Genomic DNA, 19,983 nt, shown 5'->3' on the forward strand with positions numbered 1-19,983 from the left:
GGAAGAACTGCCCCCAGCGCCGAAACCGGGCGGCCTAACCAAAAACCGAACGAGCCCAGGGGTCGGGATGGGGAACCGTCCAGGCCCGCGGCCTCGTCGTTGCGCCTGGTGAGGCGATCGAGGGAGGGCATGTGGGGTTCGGCACCGGGATAGCGGGTCTGCTGCGGCGTCGGGGCGGGCTGTTGAAGGTCCGGTTCCGGCGGCGGCCCGTGCAGCGCAGGGCCTTCCAAGCGGCGACGGTGCTCTGCTCGTTGGCGCTGGCGCCGAGCGCGTGGCTGTGGTGCTCGGCGGGGGACCGGGTCGGCACGGTGGCCAGCGTGCCGTCCGCGCCGGTCGCGGTGGTCTTCGGTGCCGGGCTGGACCAGGGCAAGCCGTCGCCGTACCTGGAGCACCGGCTGAGCGCGGCGCTGGACCTGTACCGGGCGGGGAAGGTGCAGGCGATCCTGGTGACCGGCGACAACGGCCGGGACAGCTACGACGAGCCGGACGCGATGCGGACGTACCTGATCGAGCACGGGGTGCCGGCGGTCCGGGTGGTGGGCGACTACGCGGGCTTCGACACCTGGAACTCCTGCACCCGGGCCCGGCGGGTCTTCGGGGTGGAACGGGCGGTGCTGGTCAGCCAGGACTTCCACGTCCGCCGGGCGCTGGCCCTGTGCGAGGCGGCGGGCATCGACGCGTACGCGGTCGGGGTGCCGGAACCGCACGACGGCACCTGGCTGTACGGCGGGCTGCGGGAGATCCCCGGGGCGGGCAAGGCGGCGGTCAACGCCTGGCTGCGGCCGGACCCGCTGTTCCTCGGCCCCCGGGAGGACGGCATCCCGAAGGCTCTGGCGGACGCGGCGCAGCGCTAGGGACAGGACTTAGGCCCTGCGCGGGTTCGTACGCATTGTCGGACCCCTGCGGGATGATCGGCGGGTGCGATCACTGCCGAGCATCATCCACCTCGACATGGACGCCTTCTTCGCGGCGGTGGAGCAGGCGGCCAAGCCGAGCCTGCGCGGTAAACCGGTGGTCGTCGGCGGGCTCGGCGGGCGCGGGGTGGTCTCCACCGCCTCGTACGAGGCGCGGAGGTTCGGGGTGCACTCGGCGATGCCGATGGCGCAGGCGCGCCGGCTCTGCCCCAACGCGGCCTTTCTGAGCGGCCGGTTCGAGGCCTACCGGCAGGTCAGCGAGCTCGTGATGGGTCTGCTGCGCGAGCTGTCGCCGCTGGTGCAGCCGCTCAGCCTGGACGAGGCCTTCGTCGACCTGGAGGCCGGCCCCTACGGTCCGGTGCTGGCCGAGTCCGACCACGAGACCGGGGAGCGGCTGGTGCTCGCCCTGGCGGAGGACCTGCGGGCGGACATCCAGCGGCGCACCGGGCTGACCGGGTCGGTCGGGGCCGCCGGCTCCAAGCTGATGGCGAAGATCGCCTCCGAGCAGGCCAAACCGGACGGGCTGGTGCTGATCGAACCCGGGCAGGAGCGGGCCGTGCTCGGCCCGATGCCGGTCCGGGCGCTGCCCGGGATCGGGCCGGCCACCGAGCAGGTGCTGCGGCGGGCCGGACTGAACACCGTGGCGGACCTCGCCGAGGCGGGGGAGGGCGAGCTGGTGCAGCTGCTCGGGCGGGCGCACGGCGCCGGTGTGCACCAGATGTCGATAGGGCTGGACGACCGGCCGGTGGTGGCCGATCAGGACGCCAAGTCGGTCTCGGTGGAGGACACCTTCGAGGTGGACCTCGCCGACCGGGATCGGGTGCTGCGCGAGGTGGAGGTGCTGGCCGCCCGGTGCGTGCGGCGGCTGCGCGCGGCCGGGCGGTCGGGGCGGACGGTGGTGCTCAAGGTCCGGCGGTTCGACTTCTCGACGCTGACCCGTTCGGAGACGCTGCGCGGGCCCACCGACGACGAGGCGGTGGTCATCGAGACGGCGCGTCGGCTGGCCTCCCAGGTGGACATCACCGGCGGGGTGCGGCTGCTCGGGGTGGGGGTCGCCCAGCTGGCCGACTACACCCAGGAGGACTTGTTCGCGCAGGCCCTGCGGGAGGAGGCGGCCGAGCACGCGGAGGCGGAGGTCGAGGCGGCGGAGGAGGAGCCGGAGGCGGCCGCGCCGCGCCGCTGGATGCCCGGGCAGGACGTCTGCCATGCCGAGCTGGGGCCCGGGTGGGTGCAGGGCAGCGGTGTCGGGCGGGTCACCGTGCGGTTCGAGACGCCGTGGAGCGGGCCGGGGCGCATCCGGACCTTCGCGGTGGACGATCCGGCGCTGGAACCGGCCCGTCCGCTGCCGCTGTGGGGGGCCGAGGGGCCGGAGGAGACGGGGGCACCCGGGGGGACGGAGGCGCCGGGGGCGCCGGGGGAGACGGGGGCGCCGGGGGCGCCGGGGGTGTGAAACGCGAAGCGGCCCCAACCGGTGGGGGGGAGTACCGGTTGGGGCCGCATACCGTGCCGGACTTCGTGCGGTCGTGATGCCCTCGCGACCGTCCGAAGGCCGGGCCGCCGCGCCCTGTCCCTGAGCGCGGCGGCCGGACGCCTGGTCAGGCGTCGGTCTTGGCCAGCTCGGGGCTGGAGTTCCGCTCGGCCGCGCCGCCCGAGGCGACGACGGTGGCGGCCGACTTGGTGCCGCGGATCAGGAACGGGACGACGCCGGCGACGGCGCAGACGACGGCCGCGACCCAGAACGCGTGCTTGTAGGCGTCCAGGGTGGGCAGCAGCAGCGGGATCTGCGGCGGCAGCTTCATGGTGTCGCCGGTCAGGATGGCGGCCATCACGGCGGTGCCGATCGCGCCACCGACGGTGCGCAGCACGGCGTTCATGCCGTTGGCGATGCCGCTCTGCTCCACCGGGACGGCGCCGTTGATGTAGGCCGGCATCGCGGAGAACGCCAGGCCGATGCCCAGGCCGAAGATCGCCGAGGAGGTGTAGATGTCGCCCTCGTGGCTGTGCCGCACGGCCAGGTAGGCCATCGCGACGGCACCCAGGACGCCACCGAGGACCAGCGGCAGGCGCGGGCCGCGGCGGGCGATCAGCATCGCGCCGACCGGAGCCGCCACCATCGAGCCGATCGCGGACGGCAGCAGCAGCAGACCGGCGTGCAGGACGGTCGCGGTGAAGCCGTAGTGGGTGAGCTTCTCCGGGGTCTGGGCGAAGTTGCTGATCACCATGAACGAGCCGTACATGCCGAAGCCGATCAGCAGGCCGGCCAGGTTGGTGAAGGCGACGGCCGGACGGGACATCATCTTCATGTCCACCAGGGGGTGCGCGACCTTGGTCTCGATGACCCCCCAGATCAGGGCGACGACGGCGGCCACGGCGAACAGGCCGAGGGTCTTGGTCGAGGTCCAGCCCCAGTGGTTGCCCTGGCTGACCGCGACGAGCAGGGCGGAGAGCCAGCCGGCCAGGGTGAGGGCGCCGAGCGGGTCGGCGCCGCCCTCCTTGTCGGTGACCGGGTCGGACGGGACGCGGAACGCGACCAGGGCGACCGCGATCAGGCCGAAGACCAGGCCCATCCAGAAGATCGACTTGTAGCTCCAGTGCTCCAGCAGGAGACCGGTCGCGACCAGGCCGAGGCCGGAGCCGACACCCATCGAGGCGCTGATGGCGGCGACGCCGCCGGTCACCTTCTGCTTGGGCAGCTCGTCGCGGACGATGCTGATCGCCAGCGGGAGCACGCCACCGCCGGCGCCCTGAAGGACGCGGGCGACGACCAGCCAGGTGAAGGAGTGGGTGCTGACCGCCAGTGCCGAACCGGCGACCAGACCGGCCAGCGAGATCAGCAGCATCGGCTTACGGCCCCGGAGGTCGCCGAAGCGGCCCAGCAGGGGAGTCAGCACGGCGGCGGAGAGCAGGTTGGCGGTCATCAGCCAGGTGATGCTGGACGCGGAGACGCTCAGTTCCTTGGCCAGCGAGGGCAGGATCGGGACGACCGCGGTCTGCACCACGCTGAACGACAGCATCGCCAGGATGAGGGCCGGCAGGACCCGGGCGCTGCTCTGCTTCTCGGCCGCGGTGGTGGGCTGTGGTGCCTCACTCACGGTTGCTTCCTCCCGTACATAGTGAATGAACTGAAGTAACCATGCCGGGAGATACTTCAGAGTGTCAAATATCCATTGGTGACGCTTTGGCAAAATCGAAGGATTCCGGCCGGGCGGCGACCGGGACGGGGCATGCCGAGGGCCCCGGACCGAGGGGTCCGGGGCCCTGGGGGCGAGGGTCAGGCGAACGGGCGCAGCACGGCCGGGCGGGGGGTCTCGGCCACCGGGGTGGCTGCCGGGGTCGCCGGGGCGGCGGCGGTGTTGTCGTGGACCTCGACGTGCTCGCGGCGCAGTTCGTCCCGGATCACCTCCTCGGCGGTGTAGCGCTCCACCACCAGGCGGACCCGCTCGATCGGGGTGAGGTACTTGCGGACCACCGGGCGCTCCTCGCGCAGGGTGACCTCCTCCACCGCCTCGGCGATCTCCTTCTCGGTGAGCGAGGCGCGCTCGGCCTCGCTCACCGGCATCCGCTCCACCCGGACGCGCTCGCGGACCACCGGGACGCGGCGCTCGACCTGCTCGCTGGTCACGTACTTGCGCAGCTTCGCGGTGCCCACGATGTGCCAGTCCGTGGTGATGTCCAGGCGCTCCTCGCGGCAGGTGATCTCCACCGGGCCGTTGGGGGACGAGGTGGCCGGGCCGGTCGAGCGCTCCGAGACCGGCGCGGCCATGACCGAGTTCGTGGTCGCGGCGGTCGTCACGACCGGGGCGGGCTGCGGCTTGGGCTCGGTCGTCGTGGGGGCTGCTGCGGGCGCGGGGGTGTTGAGGGTCCGCACGTTGACCTCCGTCGCGGTGCCGGTGGGGTCGGCAGGGGTGGTCGGGGCGGGGCCGAGGGAGTGGAAGGTGATGGGCTTCACGGGCTCGGCCGCCGAGGTGGTGCCGAAGTCGAGGTCGGGCCGCGCCGGTCGGTCGTCCTCGCGGCCGATGGGCCGGTCGCCGTCCCGGCCGGCTGGGCGGTCACCGTCCCGGCCGATCAGCCGGTCACCTTCGCGGCCGATGGGCCGGTCACCCTCGCGGCCGATGGGCCGGTCGGCGTCCCGGCCGACCGGCCGGCCGTTCGCCGGGGTGTCCAGGCCGTAGTAGCGGTAGAGCTGGAGCTCCTGGGCGGGCGACAGGTGCTGGCCGACGCCGAAGTCCGGCGACTCCTTCACCAGCGACTTGTCGTACGGCACCCGGAGCTCGTCGCCGGAGAACTCGCTGGTGGTGAGCGGGACGAAGGCGTCCCGGCCGAAGATGCCGGTCCGGACGGCTGCCCACTCCGGCTGGCCGGTGGCGTCGTCCAGGTAGACCTCGTCGACCGTGCCGATCTTGTCTCCGTTGCGGTCGACCGCCTTGTGGCCGATGAGGTCCCGGGGATCGATGTCGGTTTGCACTCTTTCCTCCAGTGCGCTGCGCCTGCGGAACTCCCGCAGGACCGTGGCCGGAGCACCCGTTCCGCCTGCCACTTCACACCAAAGGCCATGAATCGGACGGGCGCGACCGGGGTGCGCCGGACGGGCTTCGGGCTGGACCGTCCGGGGGACGCGCGTAGACCCGGAGTGACCCGACGCGGCCGTGATCAGGGGGCCTGCCGCTGGTACCCTGGGCGGCGACCGCCGAGCCCGCTCGGGAGAGTCCCCGGCCACGGAAAGCGCTGGTCGGGGCGCCGAAGGAGCAACTCCTCCCCGGAATCTCTCAGGCATCCGTACCGTGTGGGGTAGGTCACTCTGGAAAGCAGGGCAGGACCGTCGGCAGGGAGCCGACGGCCACCACCCTCACCGACGGTGCAAGCCGGCGGCGTGCCACAGCGCGCCGTGCGGGTGAAGCTCTCAGGTCCCGATGACAGAGGGGGAGGCCTGTCGGGTTCGCCCGCCCGGGTCGAATCGCTGTCCGCAGCGGCTCCGGCCGGCCGGCGTGCGCACCCCCGCCGGTCCGTGACCAGGAGGCCTCGACCACCATGAACGCCCAGCCGAACGCGGGACGCCCCACCGGCGCCTCGACCCTCACCGAGCTTGAGCTGGCCAGCCCCTTCGAGAACCGCCACATCGGCCCCGACGACGCCGCGCAGCAGAAGATGCTGGCGTCCATCGGCTACGGCTCGCTGGACGAACTCGCCGCCACCGCCGTTCCCGAGGCGATCCGCTCCATCACCGGCCTGGACCTGCCCGGCGGCCGCAGCGAGGCGCAGGTGCTCGCCGAACTGCGCGAGCTGGCGAGCCGCAACCAGGTGCTCCAGCCGATGATCGGCCTGGGCTACTACGGCACCTTCACCCCGCCGGTGATCCTGCGCAACGTCATGGAGAACCCGGCCTGGTACACCGCCTACACGCCGTACCAGCCGGAGATCTCCCAGGGCCGCCTGGAGGCGCTGCTCAACTTCCAGACCCTGGTCTCCGACCTGACCGGCCTGCCGACCTCCGGCTCCTCGCTGCTCGACGAGGGCACCGCGGCCGCCGAGGCGATGGCGCTCGCCCGCCGCGTCACCAAGGTCAAGGGTGGCGTCTTCCTGGTCGACGCCGAGACCCTGCCGCAGACCACCGCGGTGATCAACACCCGCGCGGTGCCGACCGGTGTCGAGGTCGTCGTCGCCGACCTGTCCGAGGGCATCCCGGCCGAGATCGCCGAGCGCGGCGTCTTCGGCGTGCTGCTCCAGTACCCGGGCGCCACCGGTGTGGTCCGCGACCTCACCCCGGTCATCGAGCAGGCGCACGGCCTCGGCGCGATCGTCGCGGTCGCCGCCGACCTGCTGGCGCTGACCCTGCTCGCCTCGCCGGGCTCGCTCGGCGCCGACATCGCCTGCGGCACCTCGCAGCGCTTCGGCGTGCCGATGGGCTTCGGCGGCCCGCACGCCGGCTACCTGTCGGTGCGCGCCGAGTACGCCCGCTCGCTGCCCGGCCGCCTGGTCGGCGTGTCGGTCGACGCCGACGGCAACCGCGCCTACCGCCTGGCGCTGCAGACCCGCGAGCAGCACATCCGCCGCGAGAAGGCCACCAGCAACATCTGCACCGCCCAGGTGCTGCTCGCCGTCATGGCCTCGATGTACGCCGTCTACCACGGCCCGGACGGCCTGGCCGACATCGCCCGCCGCACCCACCGCTACGCCGCCGCCCTCGCCGAGGGCCTGCGGGCCGGCGGCGTCGAGCTGCTGCACGGCGAGTTCTTCGACACCGTCACCGCCGTCGTCCCGGGCCGTGCCGCCGAGATCGCGGCCGCCGCCAGCGCCAACGGCGTCAACGTCCACCAGGACGGCGCGGACCGGATCTCGGTCTCCACCGACGAGACCACCACCCGCGAGCACCTGGCCGCCGTCTGGGCCGCGTTCGGCGTCTCCGCGGTCGAGGTCGCCGAGGGCGCCGACGCGCTGCCGGCCGCGCTGCTGCGCCAGGACGAGTACCTGACCCACCCGGTCTTCCACAGCCACCGCTCGGAGACCGCCATGCTGCGCTACCTGCGCCGCCTGTCGGACCGGGACTACGCGCTGGACCGCGGCATGATCCCGCTGGGCTCCTGCACCATGAAGCTCAACGCGACCACCGAGATGGAGGCCGTCACCTGGCCGGAGTTCGGCCAGCTGCACCCCTTCGCGCCGATCGAGCAGGCCCAGGGCTTCCTCAGCCTGATCCGCGAGCTGGAGCGCCAGCTGGTCGAGGTGACCGGCTACGACGCCGTCTCGATCCAGCCGAACGCGGGCTCGCAGGGCGAGCTGGCCGGCCTGCTGGCCGTCCGCGCCTACCACCACGCCAACGGCGACACCCAGCGCGACGTCTGCCTGATCCCGTCCTCCGCGCACGGCACCAACGCGGCCTCCGCGGTGATGGCCGGCATGCGCGTGGTCGTGGTGAAGACCCTGGTCGACGGCGACGTGGACGTCGAGGACCTGAAGGCCAAGATCGAGCAGCACCGGGACAGCCTCTCCGTGCTGATGGTCACCTACCCGTCCACCCACGGCGTGTACGAGACCCAGATCACCGACATCTGCGCCCTGGTGCACGAGGCCGGCGGCCAGGTGTACGTGGACGGTGCCAACCTGAACGCCCTGGTCGGCCTCGCCAAGCCGGGCAAGTTCGGCGCGGACGTCTCGCACCTGAACCTGCACAAGACCTTCTGCATCCCGCACGGCGGCGGCGGCCCGGGCGTCGGCCCGGTCGCGGTGCGCGCCCACCTGGCGCCGTACCTGCCGAACCACCCGCTGCAGCCGGAGGCCGGCCCGGCCACCGGGGTCGGCCCGATCTCGGCGGCGCCGTGGGGCTCGGCGGCCATCCTGCCGATCTCCTGGGCGTACGTCCGGCTGATGGGCGGCGAGGGCCTCAAGCGCGCGACCCAGGTCGCGGTGCTGAACGCCAACTACATCGCCAAGCGGCTGGCACCGCACTTCCCGGTGCTCTACACCGGCCCCGGCGGGCTGGTCGCGCACGAGTGCATCATCGACCTGCGCCCGCTGACCAAGGAGACGGGCGTGACGGTGGACGACATCGCCAAGCGCCTGATCGACTACGGCTTCCACGCGCCGACGATGTCCTTCCCGGTGGCCGGCACGCTGATGATCGAGCCGACCGAGTCCGAGGACCTGCACGAGATCGACCGGTTCTGCGACGCGATGATCGAGATCCGGGCCGAGGTCGACAAGGTCGGCTCGGGCGAGTGGGCGGCCGCGGACAACCCGCTGCGCAACGCCCCGCACACCGCCGCCGAGCTGGCCGGCGAGTGGGCGCACGGCTACTCGCGACAGGAGGCGGTCTTCCCGGCGGGCGTGAACCCGGCGGACAAGTACTGGCCGCCGGTCAGCCGGATCGACGGCGCGTACGGCGACCGCAACCTGGTCTGCTCCTGCCCGCCGCTGGAGGAGTACGGCGTCTGATCCGGACCGGACGTACGGCAGGGCCCCGACGGCACGTACCGTCGGGGCCCTGCCCGTTGTCGTCGTCCGGCGGCTGCCCCCGCCGGTGCGGTCAGGCCGCGTGGGCGACGGTGCGGCGCGGCGCGATCACCCGGCCGTCGGGCAGCAGCTCTCCGGTGTCCTCGAACAGCACGACGCCGTTGCAGAGCAGGCTCCAGCCCTGCTCCGGGTGGCAGGCCACCGTGACGGCCGCCTCGCGGTCCTCGCACTCGGCCGACGGGCACTCAGGACGGTGCTGGCACATGCGTACCCTCGCTTCGCTCTGCGATCCTCCCCCGTGGTGCGGCCGCCGGCGGAGCCGTCGGGAGCCGCCGCGGTAGCCGGATCCTGTCCGCGCGCCGACCAGGTGTTGACCGGCGCTCAAGTGGGTAGGACAGGTGGTCCTTCCACGCTGGTTCCCAGTGTCGGCATCTGCGGACGCGCGCGCAGGGATTTCGTGACATGCGCCACAACTCCCGGGCAGAGATCACCCGTTCAGGTGGGTCCGGCGGGGAAAGACGCACCGATGGGTCAGCTGCGGCATGGCCCGAGGAGGTCAGGGCGGATGGCCCGTCCGGGTGGTTCGGGCGGATGAGGGCGATGCGCGCGCCGACGGGCCACCGGGTGCTGGCCCGGTGGCCCGTCGGCGTGGGGCCGGCTCAGGAGGAGCCGAGCAGCAGTGGCTTGGCGAGCGGCGCCCGGGCGAGCAGCGGCAGCAGCTCGGCGGCCGGGTAGGCGCGGTGCGCGGTGACGCCGAGCGGGGCCGGGGCCAGCGGGATCAGCTGGTCGGCGGCCGGGCCGGCGTCGGGGCTGTGCAGCCACAGTGCCGTCGCGTACTGCCCGGGGAAGGTCAGCAGTCGGGGCTGCTGGCGGGACCGGGAGCCCTGGGCGAGCTGCCAGGCCTGGCGCAGCGCCCGGACCGTCGAGTCGAGGTAGGGGCCGGCGGTGAAGTGCGAGAAGGTGTGGCCCTCGACGGCCTGGACGACCTCGGCGGCGGCGGCGACCTCGGCGCCGTCCTTGATCAGGAAGCGCCAGCCCGTCCGGCGGGCGGCGGGCAGCTCCGGGCGCGGCCCGTCCAGGACGTGGACGGCGAGGGGGTGCGCGGGGAGCAGCGGGCCGACCGGATGGCGCAGTGCTGCGGCGGCGGGTTGGCGCAGCGCGGTCTCCGAGTCGAGTGCGGCCAGGACGGCGCGCAGGGCGCTCGGCGGGGGCTGGGGGGTCTGCAGAGTCATGGCGGGGTCCGCCTCTCCGTGCGAGATCGGCGTGCGAGTGCGGCATACCGGCGTGGCGCGGTGTGTCATCGGTGACGGGACCTGGCCGTGTCCGGTTGTGCATGATCGCGGTGCCGGCGCGGTCGCCGCCGTCGACGAGGGTTTCGAGGCGGAGCGGGCCGGCCGGAGCGCAGTGCGAATTCTATCGAACAGGTGCGCAGGGTGACCTGTTTATCACAGGCGGTGGCGCCGGGCAAGTCGGCAGATCTGCTGAATATCCGTCAGTTTCCTTGCATTGCAAGCCAGTACAAGCATTCGGGTATCGATCTTCGAGGTGGGCATGATGCTTGCACGGTCGGGTCGGCCGGTGTCTCAGGAGGAGGGGACCGTGGGCGAGAAGGTCGTGGCGACTCGGGCTGATCTGGCGGACCGGCAGCTGTACCGGCGCAAGCTCCAGGCCTGCCTCGACGCGCTGGGGCGGATGCTGCGCGAGGACCGGTTCGACCGGCCGCGGGCGGTCATGGGCCTGGAGATCGAGCTCAACCTGGCCGACGAGGACGGCCTGCCGGCGCTGCGCAACGCGCAGGTGCTGAGCGCGATCGGCTCCAGCGACTTCCAGACCGAACTGGGCCAGTTCAACGTCGAGGTGAACATCGTGCCGCACCGGTTGTGCGGGCACGTCTTCGAGGACCTGCGCGAGGAGCTCGACACCGGGCTGCGCTACGCCGACCGGCGGGCCGCCGAGGCCGGTGCCCGGATCGTCATGGTGGGGATCCTGCCGACCCTGGAGCACGGTCACACCGGCCTGGACGCGATCTCCCACAACCCGCGCTACAGCCTGCTCAGCGACCAGATCCTGGCCGCCCGCGGCGAGGACATCGCGCTGGACATCGAGGGCGTCGAACACCTCCAGCTGGAGACCATCACCATGGTGGCCGAGGCCGCCGCGACCTCCCTGCAACTGCACCTGCAGGTGACCCCGGAACGCTTCTCCTCGGTGTGGAACGCGGCCCAGGCGATCTGCGGGGCGCAGCTCGCGCTCGGTGCCAACTCGCCGTTCCTGTTCGGGCGGGAGCTGTGGCGGGAGACCCGTCCGGTGCTGTTCCAGCAGGCCTGTGACACCCGTACGGCGGAACTCAAGGCGCAGGGCGTCCGGCCGATCACCTGGTTCGGCGAGCGCTGGGTGGACTCGGCGTACGACCTGTTCGAGGAGAACCTGCGGTACTTCCCCGCCCTGCTGCCGATCTGCGACGACGAGGACCCGATGAAGGTGCTCTCCTCCGGCGGCGCGCCCCGGCTCGCCGAGATGCGGCTCCACAACGGCACGATCTACCGCTGGAACCGGCCGGTGTACGACATCGCGGGCGGGATCGCGCACCTGCGGGTGGAGAACCGGGCGCTGCCGGCCGGGCCGACGGTGGCCGACACGCTCGCGAACGCCGCCTTCTACTACGGGCTGGTCCGGGTGCTCGCCGAGCAGCCCCGGCCGGTCTGGACCAGGCTGCCGTTCGAGCGGGCCGACGAGAACTTCCGGCAGGGCGCCCGCTACGGCATCGACGCGGTGTTCCAGTGGCCGCGGGCGGGCCGGGCGGGCCGCGGCGGCGGGCTGACCACGGTGTCCGCCGTCGACCTGGTGCTCAACGAACTGCTGCCGATGGCCCACCAGGGCCTGGACGAGTGGGGCGTGGAGCCCGCCGACCGGGACCGCTACCTGGGGATCATCGAGCAGCGCTGCCTGCGCCGCACCAACGGCGCGGCCTGGCAGAGCGCGACCTTCCACCGGCTGCGCGAGCAGTACGGGATGGACCGCCCGGCCGCGCTCGCCGCGATGACCAGGCGCTACATCGAGCACATGCGCACCGGCGAGCCGGTGCACACCTGGCCGGTCGGGTAGCCGGACCGCTGTGTCAGGATGATCGCTCCGGCGGTCGGCCGACGGCCGGAGCGACGCCCGCCCCGCTGGAGCCGCCCGTGACCACCCTCCCGACCGCACCGGAGACCGCGAAGCCCACGCGCCGGCTGCTCGGCGTGGAACTGCTGATCGTCCTCGGCCTCTCCCTCGGGGCCAGTGGCGTCAGCGCGCTGATCAGCTTCGCGGCCTCGCTCACCGAACCGATCCAACTCGGCCAGCAGGTCGCCACGTTGAACGGCTCGCGGGCGCCCGGTCGGCCCTGGCTGGACCTGGTGTGGCAGCTGTACTACATCGGGCGCGGGTTGATGCCGGTGGTGCTGGTCGGGTACCTGCTGGTGCGCGAGGGCGCCGCGCTTCGGGTGCTCGGCTTCGACCTCGGGCAGAAGCTGCGCGACCTCGGCCGGGGCGCCGCCGTGGCGGCTGCGATCGGCGGCTCCGGGCTGGTGCTGTACCTGGCCTCGCAGGCGGCCGGCTACAACCTGACGGTGGCGCCGTCCGGGCTGCCGGACGTGTGGTGGCGGGTCCCGGTGCTGGTGCTCTCCGCGTGGCAGAACGCCGCCCTGGAGGAGGTCGTCGTCCTCGGCTACCTGCTGCGCCGGCTCGGGCAGCTGGGCTGGTCGTGGCCGGCGGCGGTGGTGGCGAGTTCGGTGCTGCGCGGTTCGTACCACCTGTACCAGGGGGTCGGCGGGCTGGTCGGCAACATGGTGATGGGGGCGGTGTTCTGCCTGCTGTACCGGCGCTGGGGGCGGGTGATGCCGCTGGTCGCGGCGCACGCGTTGATCGACACGGTGGCCTTCGTCGGGTACGCGCTGCTCGCCGGGCACGTCAGCTGGCTGCCGACCCCCTGAGCGGGAGGCGGCCGGCCGGGGTGCGCGGCGGCCGGGCGAGCAGGCGGTCGACGTGCCGGCGCTCCAGGCCTGGGCCCGGGTCGATCGGCAGCAGCAGGCGGTCGCGGCGCCAGAGGGAGTTGCGGACCAGCCGCGGCGGGATGACGTCGTCCACCCAGGCGAACGGGCGGCCCGCGGCGTAGCGCAGCAGCGGGGCCCACTTGCGGGCCGAGAGCAGCTCCATCAGCGGGACGTGCGGGTCACCGGGCTGCGGGACGTCGCCGGTGAAGCGGACCAGCGGGAGGGCGGGCAGGCCGATGGCCGGGGCGATGTGCGCATTGGCGTGCTCCTCCCAGGTGGTGGCCCACACGAGTTCGTAGGTGCCGGCCAGCTCGCGGAGCCAGGCGCCGTGCCGGGCGGAGAGGAGCACCGAGTAGCCGAGCAGGGTGTGGGTGTCGAACCCGGCGTCCGGGTGCGGGCAGACCGGGTTGAGCACCCCGTCGACGTCCAGGAACAACAGCGGCTTCGGCACCAGTGGCCCCCAGAGACGGTGGTGTGACTTACCTGGTCGGACGAACCTGGCGTACCAGTGGTTGCGTACGGCCGGGCGCACGCGGGGCGCACGGGGCGCTCACGGCGCGGCCACCGGCTCGGCGGCGGCCACCGGTGCGTCGGCGGTGCTCCTGCGGGCCAGTCGGCGGACCTGAGGCTCCAGCAGCACGACCGCGCTGAGCACCAGGCAGACGACGGCGCAGGCCCACAGCGCGCCCGAGAGGCCGAGCACCGTGGCCGCCGGGCCGGCCAGCGCGATGCCGATCGGGGACAGCGAGAAGGAGCCGAGCTCGTCGTACGCGGCGACCCGGGAGAACATCTCCTCGGGGATCTCCTGCTGGAGCGCGATCATCCAGTTGACGCCGAAGACGGTGACACCGACCCCGGACAGGAACATCGCGAGGGCGAGCAGTGGCAGCGGCGCCTCCGCCGCCAGCGCCAGGGCGGGCACGCCGAACAGGAACACCCCCCAGTTGCCGACGAGCAGGATCCGGCGGGGCCGCCAGCGGGCCATCAGCACGCCGGTCACCACCAGCCCGACGCCGTAGGCGGCCATCGCCAGACCCCAGTCGGACGCCCCGCCGAGGCGCTCCTTGGCGACCGTCGGCCCGTACACCGACTCGACCGCGCCGATGCAGGCGACCAGGACGGAGAACTGCGCCACGACCACCCAGAGCCAGCGGCGGGAGGCGAACTCCCGCCAGCCCTCCCGCAGGTCGCGCAGCATGCTGTGGCCCTGCGGGGCGGGCGCCTGCTCGGCCTCCAGGAAGAACCGGAGCGAGGCGGCGACCAGGAAGCAGGCGCCGTCCAGGGCGAGCACCCAGCCGGGGCCGACGGCGGCGGTGAGCGCGCCGCCGAGCGCGGCGCCGCCGATCTGGGAGGCGTTCTGGCCCATCCGGAACACCGAGAAGGCCCGGGCGGCGTGCTCCGGGGCGACGGCCTGCAGCATCATGCCGCCGGAGGCGGGGGAGTAGAGCGCGTACCCGGCGCCGCCGGCGGCGGAGAGCAGCATCAGCTGCCAGAGCCGGATGTCCCCGGACAGCACCAGCGCCGCCAGGACGACCTGGGACAGGCCGCTGAACAGGTTGGCGGCGACCATGAGGTGGTGCCGGGGCATCCGGTCGGCGAGGGCGCCGCCGACCACCAGGAGCAGGACGGTGGGCAGCAGTCGGGCGGCGGTGACGTAGCCGACCTCGGACGTGGTGCCGCCGTGGCCGAGCACGGCGAAGGCGGTGGCGATGGGGGCGCCGGCGTTGCCGAGGCCGCTGACCACGGTGGCGGCGGTCTGGATGCGGAAGTTGCGGCTCGCCCAGGCGAGGCGGCGGGGGCGCGGGAGTCGGGTCGGCACCTGGAGACTATGGCCGCGGTTCGTACAGCTGTCCATCGGGTTTTCGCGGCCGGGACGGGCTCAGCCCAAGTGGCCCCAGAGGAAGGTGAGGGTGCGGCGCCAGGCGGTCGCGGCCTGGAGCGGGTCGTAGGTGCCGAGCGGGTTCTCGTCGTTCATGAAGGCGTGGCCGGCCGGGTAGAAGTGGATCTCGGGGCGGACGTCGGTGGCCTCGCCGATCCGGATCGCGGCCTCGTCGACGGCGGCCATCGGGATCGAGCCGTCCAGTTCGCCGAAGTGCCCCAGGACGTGGGCGGTCAGGCCCCGGTAGTCGAAGTCCGGGTCGGGCGGGAGGCCGTAGAAGGGCACCACCGCGGCGACCCGGTCGCCCTCCCGGGCGGCCAGCAGCAGGGCGAAGCCGCCGCCCATGCAGAAGCCGACCACGCCGACCGCGTCGCCGACCACGCCCTCCAGGGCGAGCAGGTGGTCGACGGCCCCGGAGAGGTCCTCGACGGCCCGCTCGGCCGGGAGTTCGCGGGTGAGCCGGGCCGCCTCGGTGCGGTCGTGGGTGGCGGCGCCGCCGAACAGGTCGGGGGCCAGCACGGTGAAGCCCTCCGCGGCGAAGCGGTCGGCCATCGTCGCGACGTGCGGGGTGAGGCCCCACCACTCCTGCACCACCACCAGGCCCGGCCCGACGCCCTGGGGCGGGCGGGCCAGGTACCCGTGCGCGGTACGGCCGTTGCTCGGGAAGGCGACGTTCTGCCGGGAGCCGCCCTGGTCAGGCATGGGTTCCTCGCGGGGGGTCGGGCCGGATGCGGCGGGGACTCGACGGGGGCGGGCTCAGCCCATCTCCTCCAGGGCGCGGCCCTTGGTCTCCTTGATGCAGAAGGCCACGAACGGGATGGAGAGCAGTGCGAAGGCCGCGTAGATGACGTACGTCGCCGACAGGTTCCAGTCGGCGAGGTTGGGGAAGCTGACGGTGATCGCCCAGTTGGCGATCCACTGGGCCGAGGCGGCGACGGACAGCGCGAGCGCGCGGATCCGGTTGGGGAACATCTCGCCGAGCAGGACCCAGACCACCACGCCCCAGGAGAAGGCGAAGCAGAGCACGAAGACGTGTGCCGCGATCAGGGCGACGGTGGCGTGGGTGTTGTCGAGGGTGGCGGTGTCCCCCGTGCCCTGCCGGTAGGAGAACGCCCAGGCGGCGGTGCCCAGCGCGAGCGCCATGCCGATCGAGCCGGCCAGGGCGAGCGGCTTGCGGCCGATCCGGTCCACCAGCGCCATCGCGATCACCGTGCCGATCACGTTGATGATCGAGGTGGAGAGGCTGATCAGCAGCGAGTTGGACTCGTTGATGCCGACCGACTGCCAGAGGAACGAGGAGTAGTAGAAGATCACGTTGATGCCGACGAACTGCTGGAACACCGAGGCCCCGATGCCGACCCAGACGATCGGCAGCAGGCCGAACCGCCCGCCGAGCAGGTCCTTGAGCCGGGGCTTGTGCGAGGACTCCAGCACCGCGCGGATCTCCGCGACCCGGGCGTCCAGGTCGACGTCCTCGCCCTCCACCTCGCGCAGCACCTTGCGGGCCTGGTCCTCCCGGTGGTCGGCGATCAGGTAGCGCGGCGACTCCGGGATGGCGAGCGCCATCAGCCCGTACACCAGGGCCGGGATGGTCTCCACGCCGAGCATCCACTGCCAGGCCTGGATGCCGCCCAGGTGGCCGGTGGACTCACCTCCGGCGGCCTGGTTGATCGCCCAGTTGGCGAGCTGGGAGATGGTGATGCCGAGCACGATCGCCATCTGCTGGAAGGAGGCGAGCCGGCCCCGGTAGGCGGTCGGCGCGACCTCGGCGATGTAGGTGGGCGCGATCACCGAGGCGATGCCGATCGCGATGCCGCCGACCACGCGCCAGGTGGCCAGCACCTGGATGCTCGGCGGGAACATCGAGCCGAGGCCGCTGATCGCGAACAGGCCGGCGGCCAGCAGCATGGTGCGGACCCGGCCGAGGTGGTCGGCGAGCCGGCCGGCGGCCACCGCGCCGGCCGCCGAGCCGAGCAGCGCGATGGCCACCACGAAGGCCGTTTCGCCGTTGCCCACGGCGAAGTGCTTCTGGATGCCCGTCACCGCACCGTTGATCACCGCGCTGTCGTAGCCGAACAGGAACCCGCCCATCGCGGCGGCGGCGGAGATGAAGATGACGTGCCCGAGGTGGGCCTCGCCCGCCCGATGGCTGTTGAGTGTGGACAAGCGCGCTCCCCGAGGTGGACGGGCCCGCTCTGACGGCCGAGTGGGCAGGGCTCGTCTCACATTCGAGCAGCGGCGGGGCCGCCCTGCTCGAATTGGGGGCCGATCGGGTGATTCGGGGTCAGTCAGGGGCAGTCATCAGGGGCGCGATGGGCCGTTCGCGCCGGGAGCGTGAACGGGCGGATGCGCCCCCGGGCCAGCCGGTGCGCCTGCCGGGGCAGTTGACGCGTCCCCTGGTCGCCCGGTGCGCCCCGGTCAGCCGACGCGCCGCTGGTGCCGGCGCAGCAGTTGGGTGCGGGCGGCGGCGTCCTGGTCGCGCCGGGGGTGCGGGGCGTTCGCTCGGTCGGCCGCGCGCTCGGCCAGCCGGTCGGCGATCGCGTGCTGGGCGTCGGCCGGCTTCTTGTCGTCGTACTTGAACTTGGCCCGCACCTCGCGGACCGTCAGGCGGAGCCCGCGCAGGCCGGGGAGCAGCCGGGAGAACTCGCCCTCACCGGGCACCACCCGGGTGTCCGGCGTCTCCGGCTGGAAGTGCGCCAGCTGGCGGTTGAGGATCTCCGCCTTGCCCGCCGCGGACTCGACGAGCTCGGCGGTGCAGTGGAAGTGGACGGAGGCGTAGTAGCTGGTGGGCGTGCCCGGCTCGCCGCGCCAGTGGCCGGGCGCGAAGGCGTAGCCGTCGGTGACCGCGAGGGTGACCTGCGGGTCGGCCCGGACGGCGGCCAGCAGCGGGTTGGGCGTGGCGAGGTGGAGCAGGATCTCGCCGCGCTCGGCGTCCAGCAGGAAGTGCGTCGGGACGAGCACCGGGCCCTCGCCCGGTCCGCCGTTGGCGGCGAGCAGGCCGAAGTCGCGGCCCTCGGCCAGCCAGGCGCGCCACTCCTGTTCGTCGCCGCGGTCCCAGGATCTGATCAGCATCGGCGGGCCCTCCGTCAGCGGGGGTAGCCGCGCAGGTGCGCGGGCAGCGGGACGGTGGTGGAGTCGGCGGGCTCGGGGGTGCCGTGCACGGTGGTGACCGGGATCAGGCCGGACCAGTGGGGCAGGTCGAGGTCCTCCGGGTCGTCGTCGGCGCCGTCCGCGCGGGTCTTGGCCGAGACCTCGTCCAGGTCGAGCCGCAGGACGGCGGTGGCGGCGAGTTCCTTGGCGTTGGCCGGGCGGACGTCGGCGGAGCGGCCGGGGATCGCATGGTCGACCAGCGCGGCCAGCGCGACGTCCAGTTCCTCGGGGTCGGTGACCTGGTGGGCGGTGCCGTGCGCGATGACCGAGCGGAAGTTGACCGAGTGGTTGAACGCGGACTTGGTCAGCACGAGCGCGTCGACCAGGGTGACGGTGAGGCAGACCGGCAGGCCCTGGTCGGCGGAGGCGTTGCGCAGCGGACGGCTGCCGGTGGAGCCGTGGACGTACAGTCGGCCGCCGACGCGGGCGTAGATGGTCGGCAGGACGACGGGGGCGCCGTCGGCGACGAAGCCGAGGTGGCAGATGTACGCGTGGTCGAGGATGTCGTGGATCGCCTCCTGCTCCCAGGTGGCGCGGTCCTTGTAGCGCGTGGGGGTGGTGCGGGGGGTGCGGGAGTAGCTGGCGGAGCCTTCTGAAGGGGCCGACATGACAACCTCTATGTACTAGTGCATAATTTGCTTTGTGCTAGGAGACTATCCGCTGAAAGGGCGACGCGCCAGCGAAATCGCGTCCCACATCGAACAGGGCGTGAGCACCGGGCGCCTCGCCCCCGGAACCGCGCTGCCCCCGCTGCGCGACCTCGCCGCCGAACTCGGCGTCAACCCCAACACCGTCGCCGCCGCCTACCGGCTGCTCCGCGACCGCGGGGTGATCGAGACCGCCGGCCGCAAGGGCAGCCGGATCCTCCCCAGGCCCGCGCTCACCCCGCGCGACCAGATCCGCGTCCCCGTCCCCCCGCACGCCCGCGACCTGTCCGGCGGCAACCCCGACCCGGCGCTGCTGCCCGACCTCGCCCCGGTCCTCGCGGCCGCCGCCGGGGCCGCCCTCGCCGAGCCCGTCCTGTACGGGCACCCGGCCATCGACCCCGGGCTGCTCGCGCTCGCCCGCGCCTCCTTCGAGGTCGACGGCCTGCCCGGCGGCCCGATCGCCGTCGCCTCCGGCTCGCTCGACACCATCGAGCGCATCCTCGCCATCCGGCTGCGCCCCGGCGACGCCGTCGCCGTCGAGGACCCGGGCTGGGGCAGCCTGCTCGACCTGCTGCCCGCGCTCGGCCTGCGGCCCGCGCCCGTCCGGCTGGACGACGAGGGTCCGCTGCCCGACTCGCTCGCCGTCGCGCTGGCCGAGGGCGCCCGCGCGGTGGTGGTCACCAGCCGGGCGCAGAACCCGACCGGCGCCGCGGTCACCGCCCGCCGGGCCGAGGAGCTGCGGGCCGTCCTGGCCGAGCACCCCGGCGTGCTGCTGATCGAGGACGACCACGGGCACGGCATGGTCGACCAGCCGTACCACTCGCTGGTGGGTGCCGGTGCGCGGCACTGGGCCGTGGTGCGCTCGGCGGCCAAGGCGTACGGCCCGGACCTGCGGCTCTCGGTGGCCGTCGGCGACGAGGACACCATCGGGCGGGTGACCGGGCGGCTGCGCCTCGGCGCAGGCTGGGTCAGCCACCTGCTCCAGCGGGCCGTCGCCGAGCTGTGGCGCACCGACGCGGTGCCGGTCGCCCGGGTGGCCGGCGTCTACCGGGCCCGCCGGGACGCGCTGCTCGGCGAACTCGCCGCGCGCGGCATCGAGGCGCACGGCGAGAGCGGACTGAACGTCTGGGTGCCGGTGCCGGACGAGACCTCCGTGCTGGTGGCGCTGGTGCAGCGCGGCTGGGTCGCGGCGCCCGGCGCGCGCTACCGCATCCAGTCCCCGCCTGGGCTGCGGCTCACCGTGGCCCAGCTGGAACCGGCGGACGCGCAGCGGCTGGCCGAGGACCTGGCGGCCGTGCTGGGGGCGGGCGGGGCCGGTTCGCGGCTGGTGTGAACCGGGCTCCGCCGGTCCGGTTCGACCCGTGCGCTCCGCCGGTCTGAACCCGGTGCTCCGCTGGTCTGAACCCGGCGGTAAC

At 73.4% G+C, this 19,983-nt stretch carries 16 protein-coding genes, 1 pseudogene and 1 riboswitch; of the genes and pseudogenes, 6 read left to right on the forward strand and 11 right to left on the reverse strand.

Going from position 1 to position 19,983, the window contains the following annotated elements:
* Window positions 1–131 precede the first annotated feature (131 nt).
* Window positions 132–854 (forward strand): vancomycin high temperature exclusion protein, encoded by a 723-nt coding sequence (locus ACFVX9_RS12445; protein ID WP_387981519.1) that lies wholly within the window; start codon window positions 132–134, stop codon window positions 852–854.
* A 64-nt stretch (window positions 855–918) separates the two neighbouring features.
* Window positions 919–2,364 (forward strand): DNA polymerase IV, encoded by a 1,446-nt coding sequence (locus ACFVX9_RS12450; protein WP_387981521.1) that lies wholly within the window; start codon window positions 919–921, stop codon window positions 2,362–2,364.
* A 145-nt stretch (window positions 2,365–2,509) separates the two neighbouring features.
* Here ACFVX9_RS12450 and ACFVX9_RS12455 read toward each other — a convergent pair whose 3' ends face one another.
* The 3 genes and pseudogenes from ACFVX9_RS12455 to ACFVX9_RS12465 all read right to left on the reverse strand — a co-directional run.
* Entirely contained in the window at window positions 2,510–4,006 is a 1,497-nt protein-coding gene (locus ACFVX9_RS12455; RefSeq protein WP_079136056.1) for an MFS transporter, read from the reverse strand.
* Between the two features lie 179 nt (window positions 4,007–4,185).
* On the reverse strand, window positions 4,186–4,677 hold the full coding sequence (locus ACFVX9_RS12460) for a DUF2382 domain-containing protein (RefSeq protein WP_363377917.1): 492 nt from the start codon (window positions 4,675–4,677) through the stop codon (window positions 4,186–4,188).
* A gap of 339 nt (window positions 4,678–5,016) precedes the next feature.
* Window positions 5,017–5,379, reverse strand: a pseudogene (locus ACFVX9_RS12465) (PRC-barrel domain-containing protein); the annotation flags it as partial.
* 223 nt (window positions 5,380–5,602) lie between these two features.
* Window positions 5,603–5,706: riboswitch (glycine riboswitch) on the forward strand.
* A 236-nt stretch (window positions 5,707–5,942) separates the two neighbouring features.
* Here ACFVX9_RS12465 and gcvP point away from each other — a divergent pair.
* Window positions 5,943–8,843, forward strand: a complete 2,901-nt coding sequence (gene gcvP, locus ACFVX9_RS12470; RefSeq protein ID WP_387981523.1) for an aminomethyl-transferring glycine dehydrogenase — start codon at window positions 5,943–5,945, stop codon at window positions 8,841–8,843.
* Between the two features lie 91 nt (window positions 8,844–8,934).
* On the opposite strand, the gene ACFVX9_RS12475 is transcribed toward gcvP, so the two are convergent.
* Window positions 8,935–9,126 carry a DUF5999 family protein gene (locus ACFVX9_RS12475; RefSeq protein ID WP_063350207.1) on the reverse strand — a complete coding sequence of 64 codons (192 nt, stop codon included), beginning with the start codon at window positions 9,124–9,126 and terminating at the stop codon, window positions 8,935–8,937.
* A gap of 394 nt (window positions 9,127–9,520) precedes the next feature.
* Window positions 9,521–10,093: a hypothetical protein gene (locus tag ACFVX9_RS12480; protein WP_063350208.1), complete on the reverse strand. Its 573-nt coding sequence runs from the start codon at window positions 10,091–10,093 to the stop codon at window positions 9,521–9,523.
* A gap of 367 nt (window positions 10,094–10,460) precedes the next feature.
* Here ACFVX9_RS12480 and ACFVX9_RS12485 point away from each other — a divergent pair, with 367 nt between their 5' ends.
* Window positions 10,461–11,966 carry a hypothetical protein gene (locus ACFVX9_RS12485; RefSeq protein ID WP_063350209.1) on the forward strand — a complete coding sequence of 502 codons (1,506 nt, stop codon included), beginning with the start codon at window positions 10,461–10,463 and terminating at the stop codon, window positions 11,964–11,966.
* Between the two features lie 77 nt (window positions 11,967–12,043).
* Entirely contained in the window at window positions 12,044–12,832 is a 789-nt protein-coding gene (locus ACFVX9_RS12490; protein WP_208869123.1) for a CPBP family intramembrane glutamic endopeptidase, read from the forward strand.
* On the opposite strand, the gene ACFVX9_RS12495 is transcribed toward ACFVX9_RS12490, so the two are convergent.
* From ACFVX9_RS12495 to ACFVX9_RS12520, 6 genes are all read right to left on the reverse strand, one after another.
* Window positions 12,810–13,346, reverse strand: a complete 537-nt coding sequence (locus ACFVX9_RS12495) for an HAD domain-containing protein (protein WP_380370442.1) — start codon at window positions 13,344–13,346, stop codon at window positions 12,810–12,812. The two genes, ACFVX9_RS12490 and ACFVX9_RS12495, sit on opposite strands and share 23 nt — an antisense overlap.
* A gap of 96 nt (window positions 13,347–13,442) precedes the next feature.
* The gene (locus ACFVX9_RS12500; RefSeq protein ID WP_380370434.1) at window positions 13,443–14,711 is read right to left on the reverse strand and encodes an MFS transporter; all 1,269 of its coding nucleotides are present in this window, start codon (window positions 14,709–14,711) and stop codon (window positions 13,443–13,445) included.
* Between the two features lie 60 nt (window positions 14,712–14,771).
* Window positions 14,772–15,473: a dienelactone hydrolase family protein gene (locus tag ACFVX9_RS12505; RefSeq protein WP_387981525.1), complete on the reverse strand. Its 702-nt coding sequence runs from the start codon at window positions 15,471–15,473 to the stop codon at window positions 14,772–14,774.
* 54 nt (window positions 15,474–15,527) lie between these two features.
* Complete coding sequence (locus ACFVX9_RS12510) at window positions 15,528–16,937, reverse strand: sugar porter family MFS transporter (protein WP_380370430.1); 1,410 nt, start codon at window positions 16,935–16,937, stop codon at window positions 15,528–15,530.
* Between the two features lie 252 nt (window positions 16,938–17,189).
* The gene (locus ACFVX9_RS12515; RefSeq protein WP_387981527.1) at window positions 17,190–17,843 is read right to left on the reverse strand and encodes an FMN-binding negative transcriptional regulator; all 654 of its coding nucleotides are present in this window, start codon (window positions 17,841–17,843) and stop codon (window positions 17,190–17,192) included.
* A 14-nt stretch (window positions 17,844–17,857) separates the two neighbouring features.
* The gene (locus ACFVX9_RS12520) at window positions 17,858–18,529 is read right to left on the reverse strand and encodes a pyridoxamine 5'-phosphate oxidase family protein (RefSeq protein WP_380370425.1); all 672 of its coding nucleotides are present in this window, start codon (window positions 18,527–18,529) and stop codon (window positions 17,858–17,860) included.
* Window positions 18,530–18,563: 34 nt separating this feature from the next.
* Here ACFVX9_RS12520 and ACFVX9_RS12525 point away from each other — a divergent pair, with 34 nt between their 5' ends.
* Window positions 18,564–19,901 carry an aminotransferase class I/II-fold pyridoxal phosphate-dependent enzyme gene (locus ACFVX9_RS12525; RefSeq protein ID WP_387981529.1) on the forward strand — a complete coding sequence of 446 codons (1,338 nt, stop codon included), beginning with the start codon at window positions 18,564–18,566 and terminating at the stop codon, window positions 19,899–19,901.
* Window positions 19,902–19,983: the final 82 nt, after the last annotated feature.

The organism is Kitasatospora sp. NPDC058243 (assembly GCF_042882025.1).
Taxonomy (GTDB): domain Bacteria; phylum Actinomycetota; class Actinomycetes; order Streptomycetales; family Streptomycetaceae; genus Kitasatospora.

Excerpts from the sequence above, each read along its gene's own strand:
- ACFVX9_RS12520 (WP_380370425.1), bottom strand. The coding sequence starts at position 18,529 with ATGTCGGCCCCTTCAGAAGGCTCCGCCAGCTACTCCCGCACCCCCCGC.
- ACFVX9_RS12505 (WP_387981525.1), bottom strand. The coding sequence starts at position 15,473 with ATGCCTGACCAGGGCGGCTCCCGGCAGAACGTCGCCTTCCCGAGCAAC.
- ACFVX9_RS12515 (WP_387981527.1), bottom strand. The coding sequence starts at position 17,843 with ATGCTGATCAGATCCTGGGACCGCGGCGACGAACAGGAGTGGCGCGCC.
- gcvP (WP_387981523.1), top strand. The coding sequence starts at position 5,943 with ATGAACGCCCAGCCGAACGCGGGACGCCCCACCGGCGCCTCGACCCTC.
- ACFVX9_RS12475 (WP_063350207.1), bottom strand. The coding sequence starts at position 9,126 with ATGTGCCAGCACCGTCCTGAGTGCCCGTCGGCCGAGTGCGAGGACCGC.
- ACFVX9_RS12460 (WP_363377917.1), bottom strand. The coding sequence starts at position 4,677 with ATGGCCGCGCCGGTCTCGGAGCGCTCGACCGGCCCGGCCACCTCGTCC.
- ACFVX9_RS12480 (WP_063350208.1), bottom strand. The coding sequence starts at position 10,093 with ATGACTCTGCAGACCCCCCAGCCCCCGCCGAGCGCCCTGCGCGCCGTC.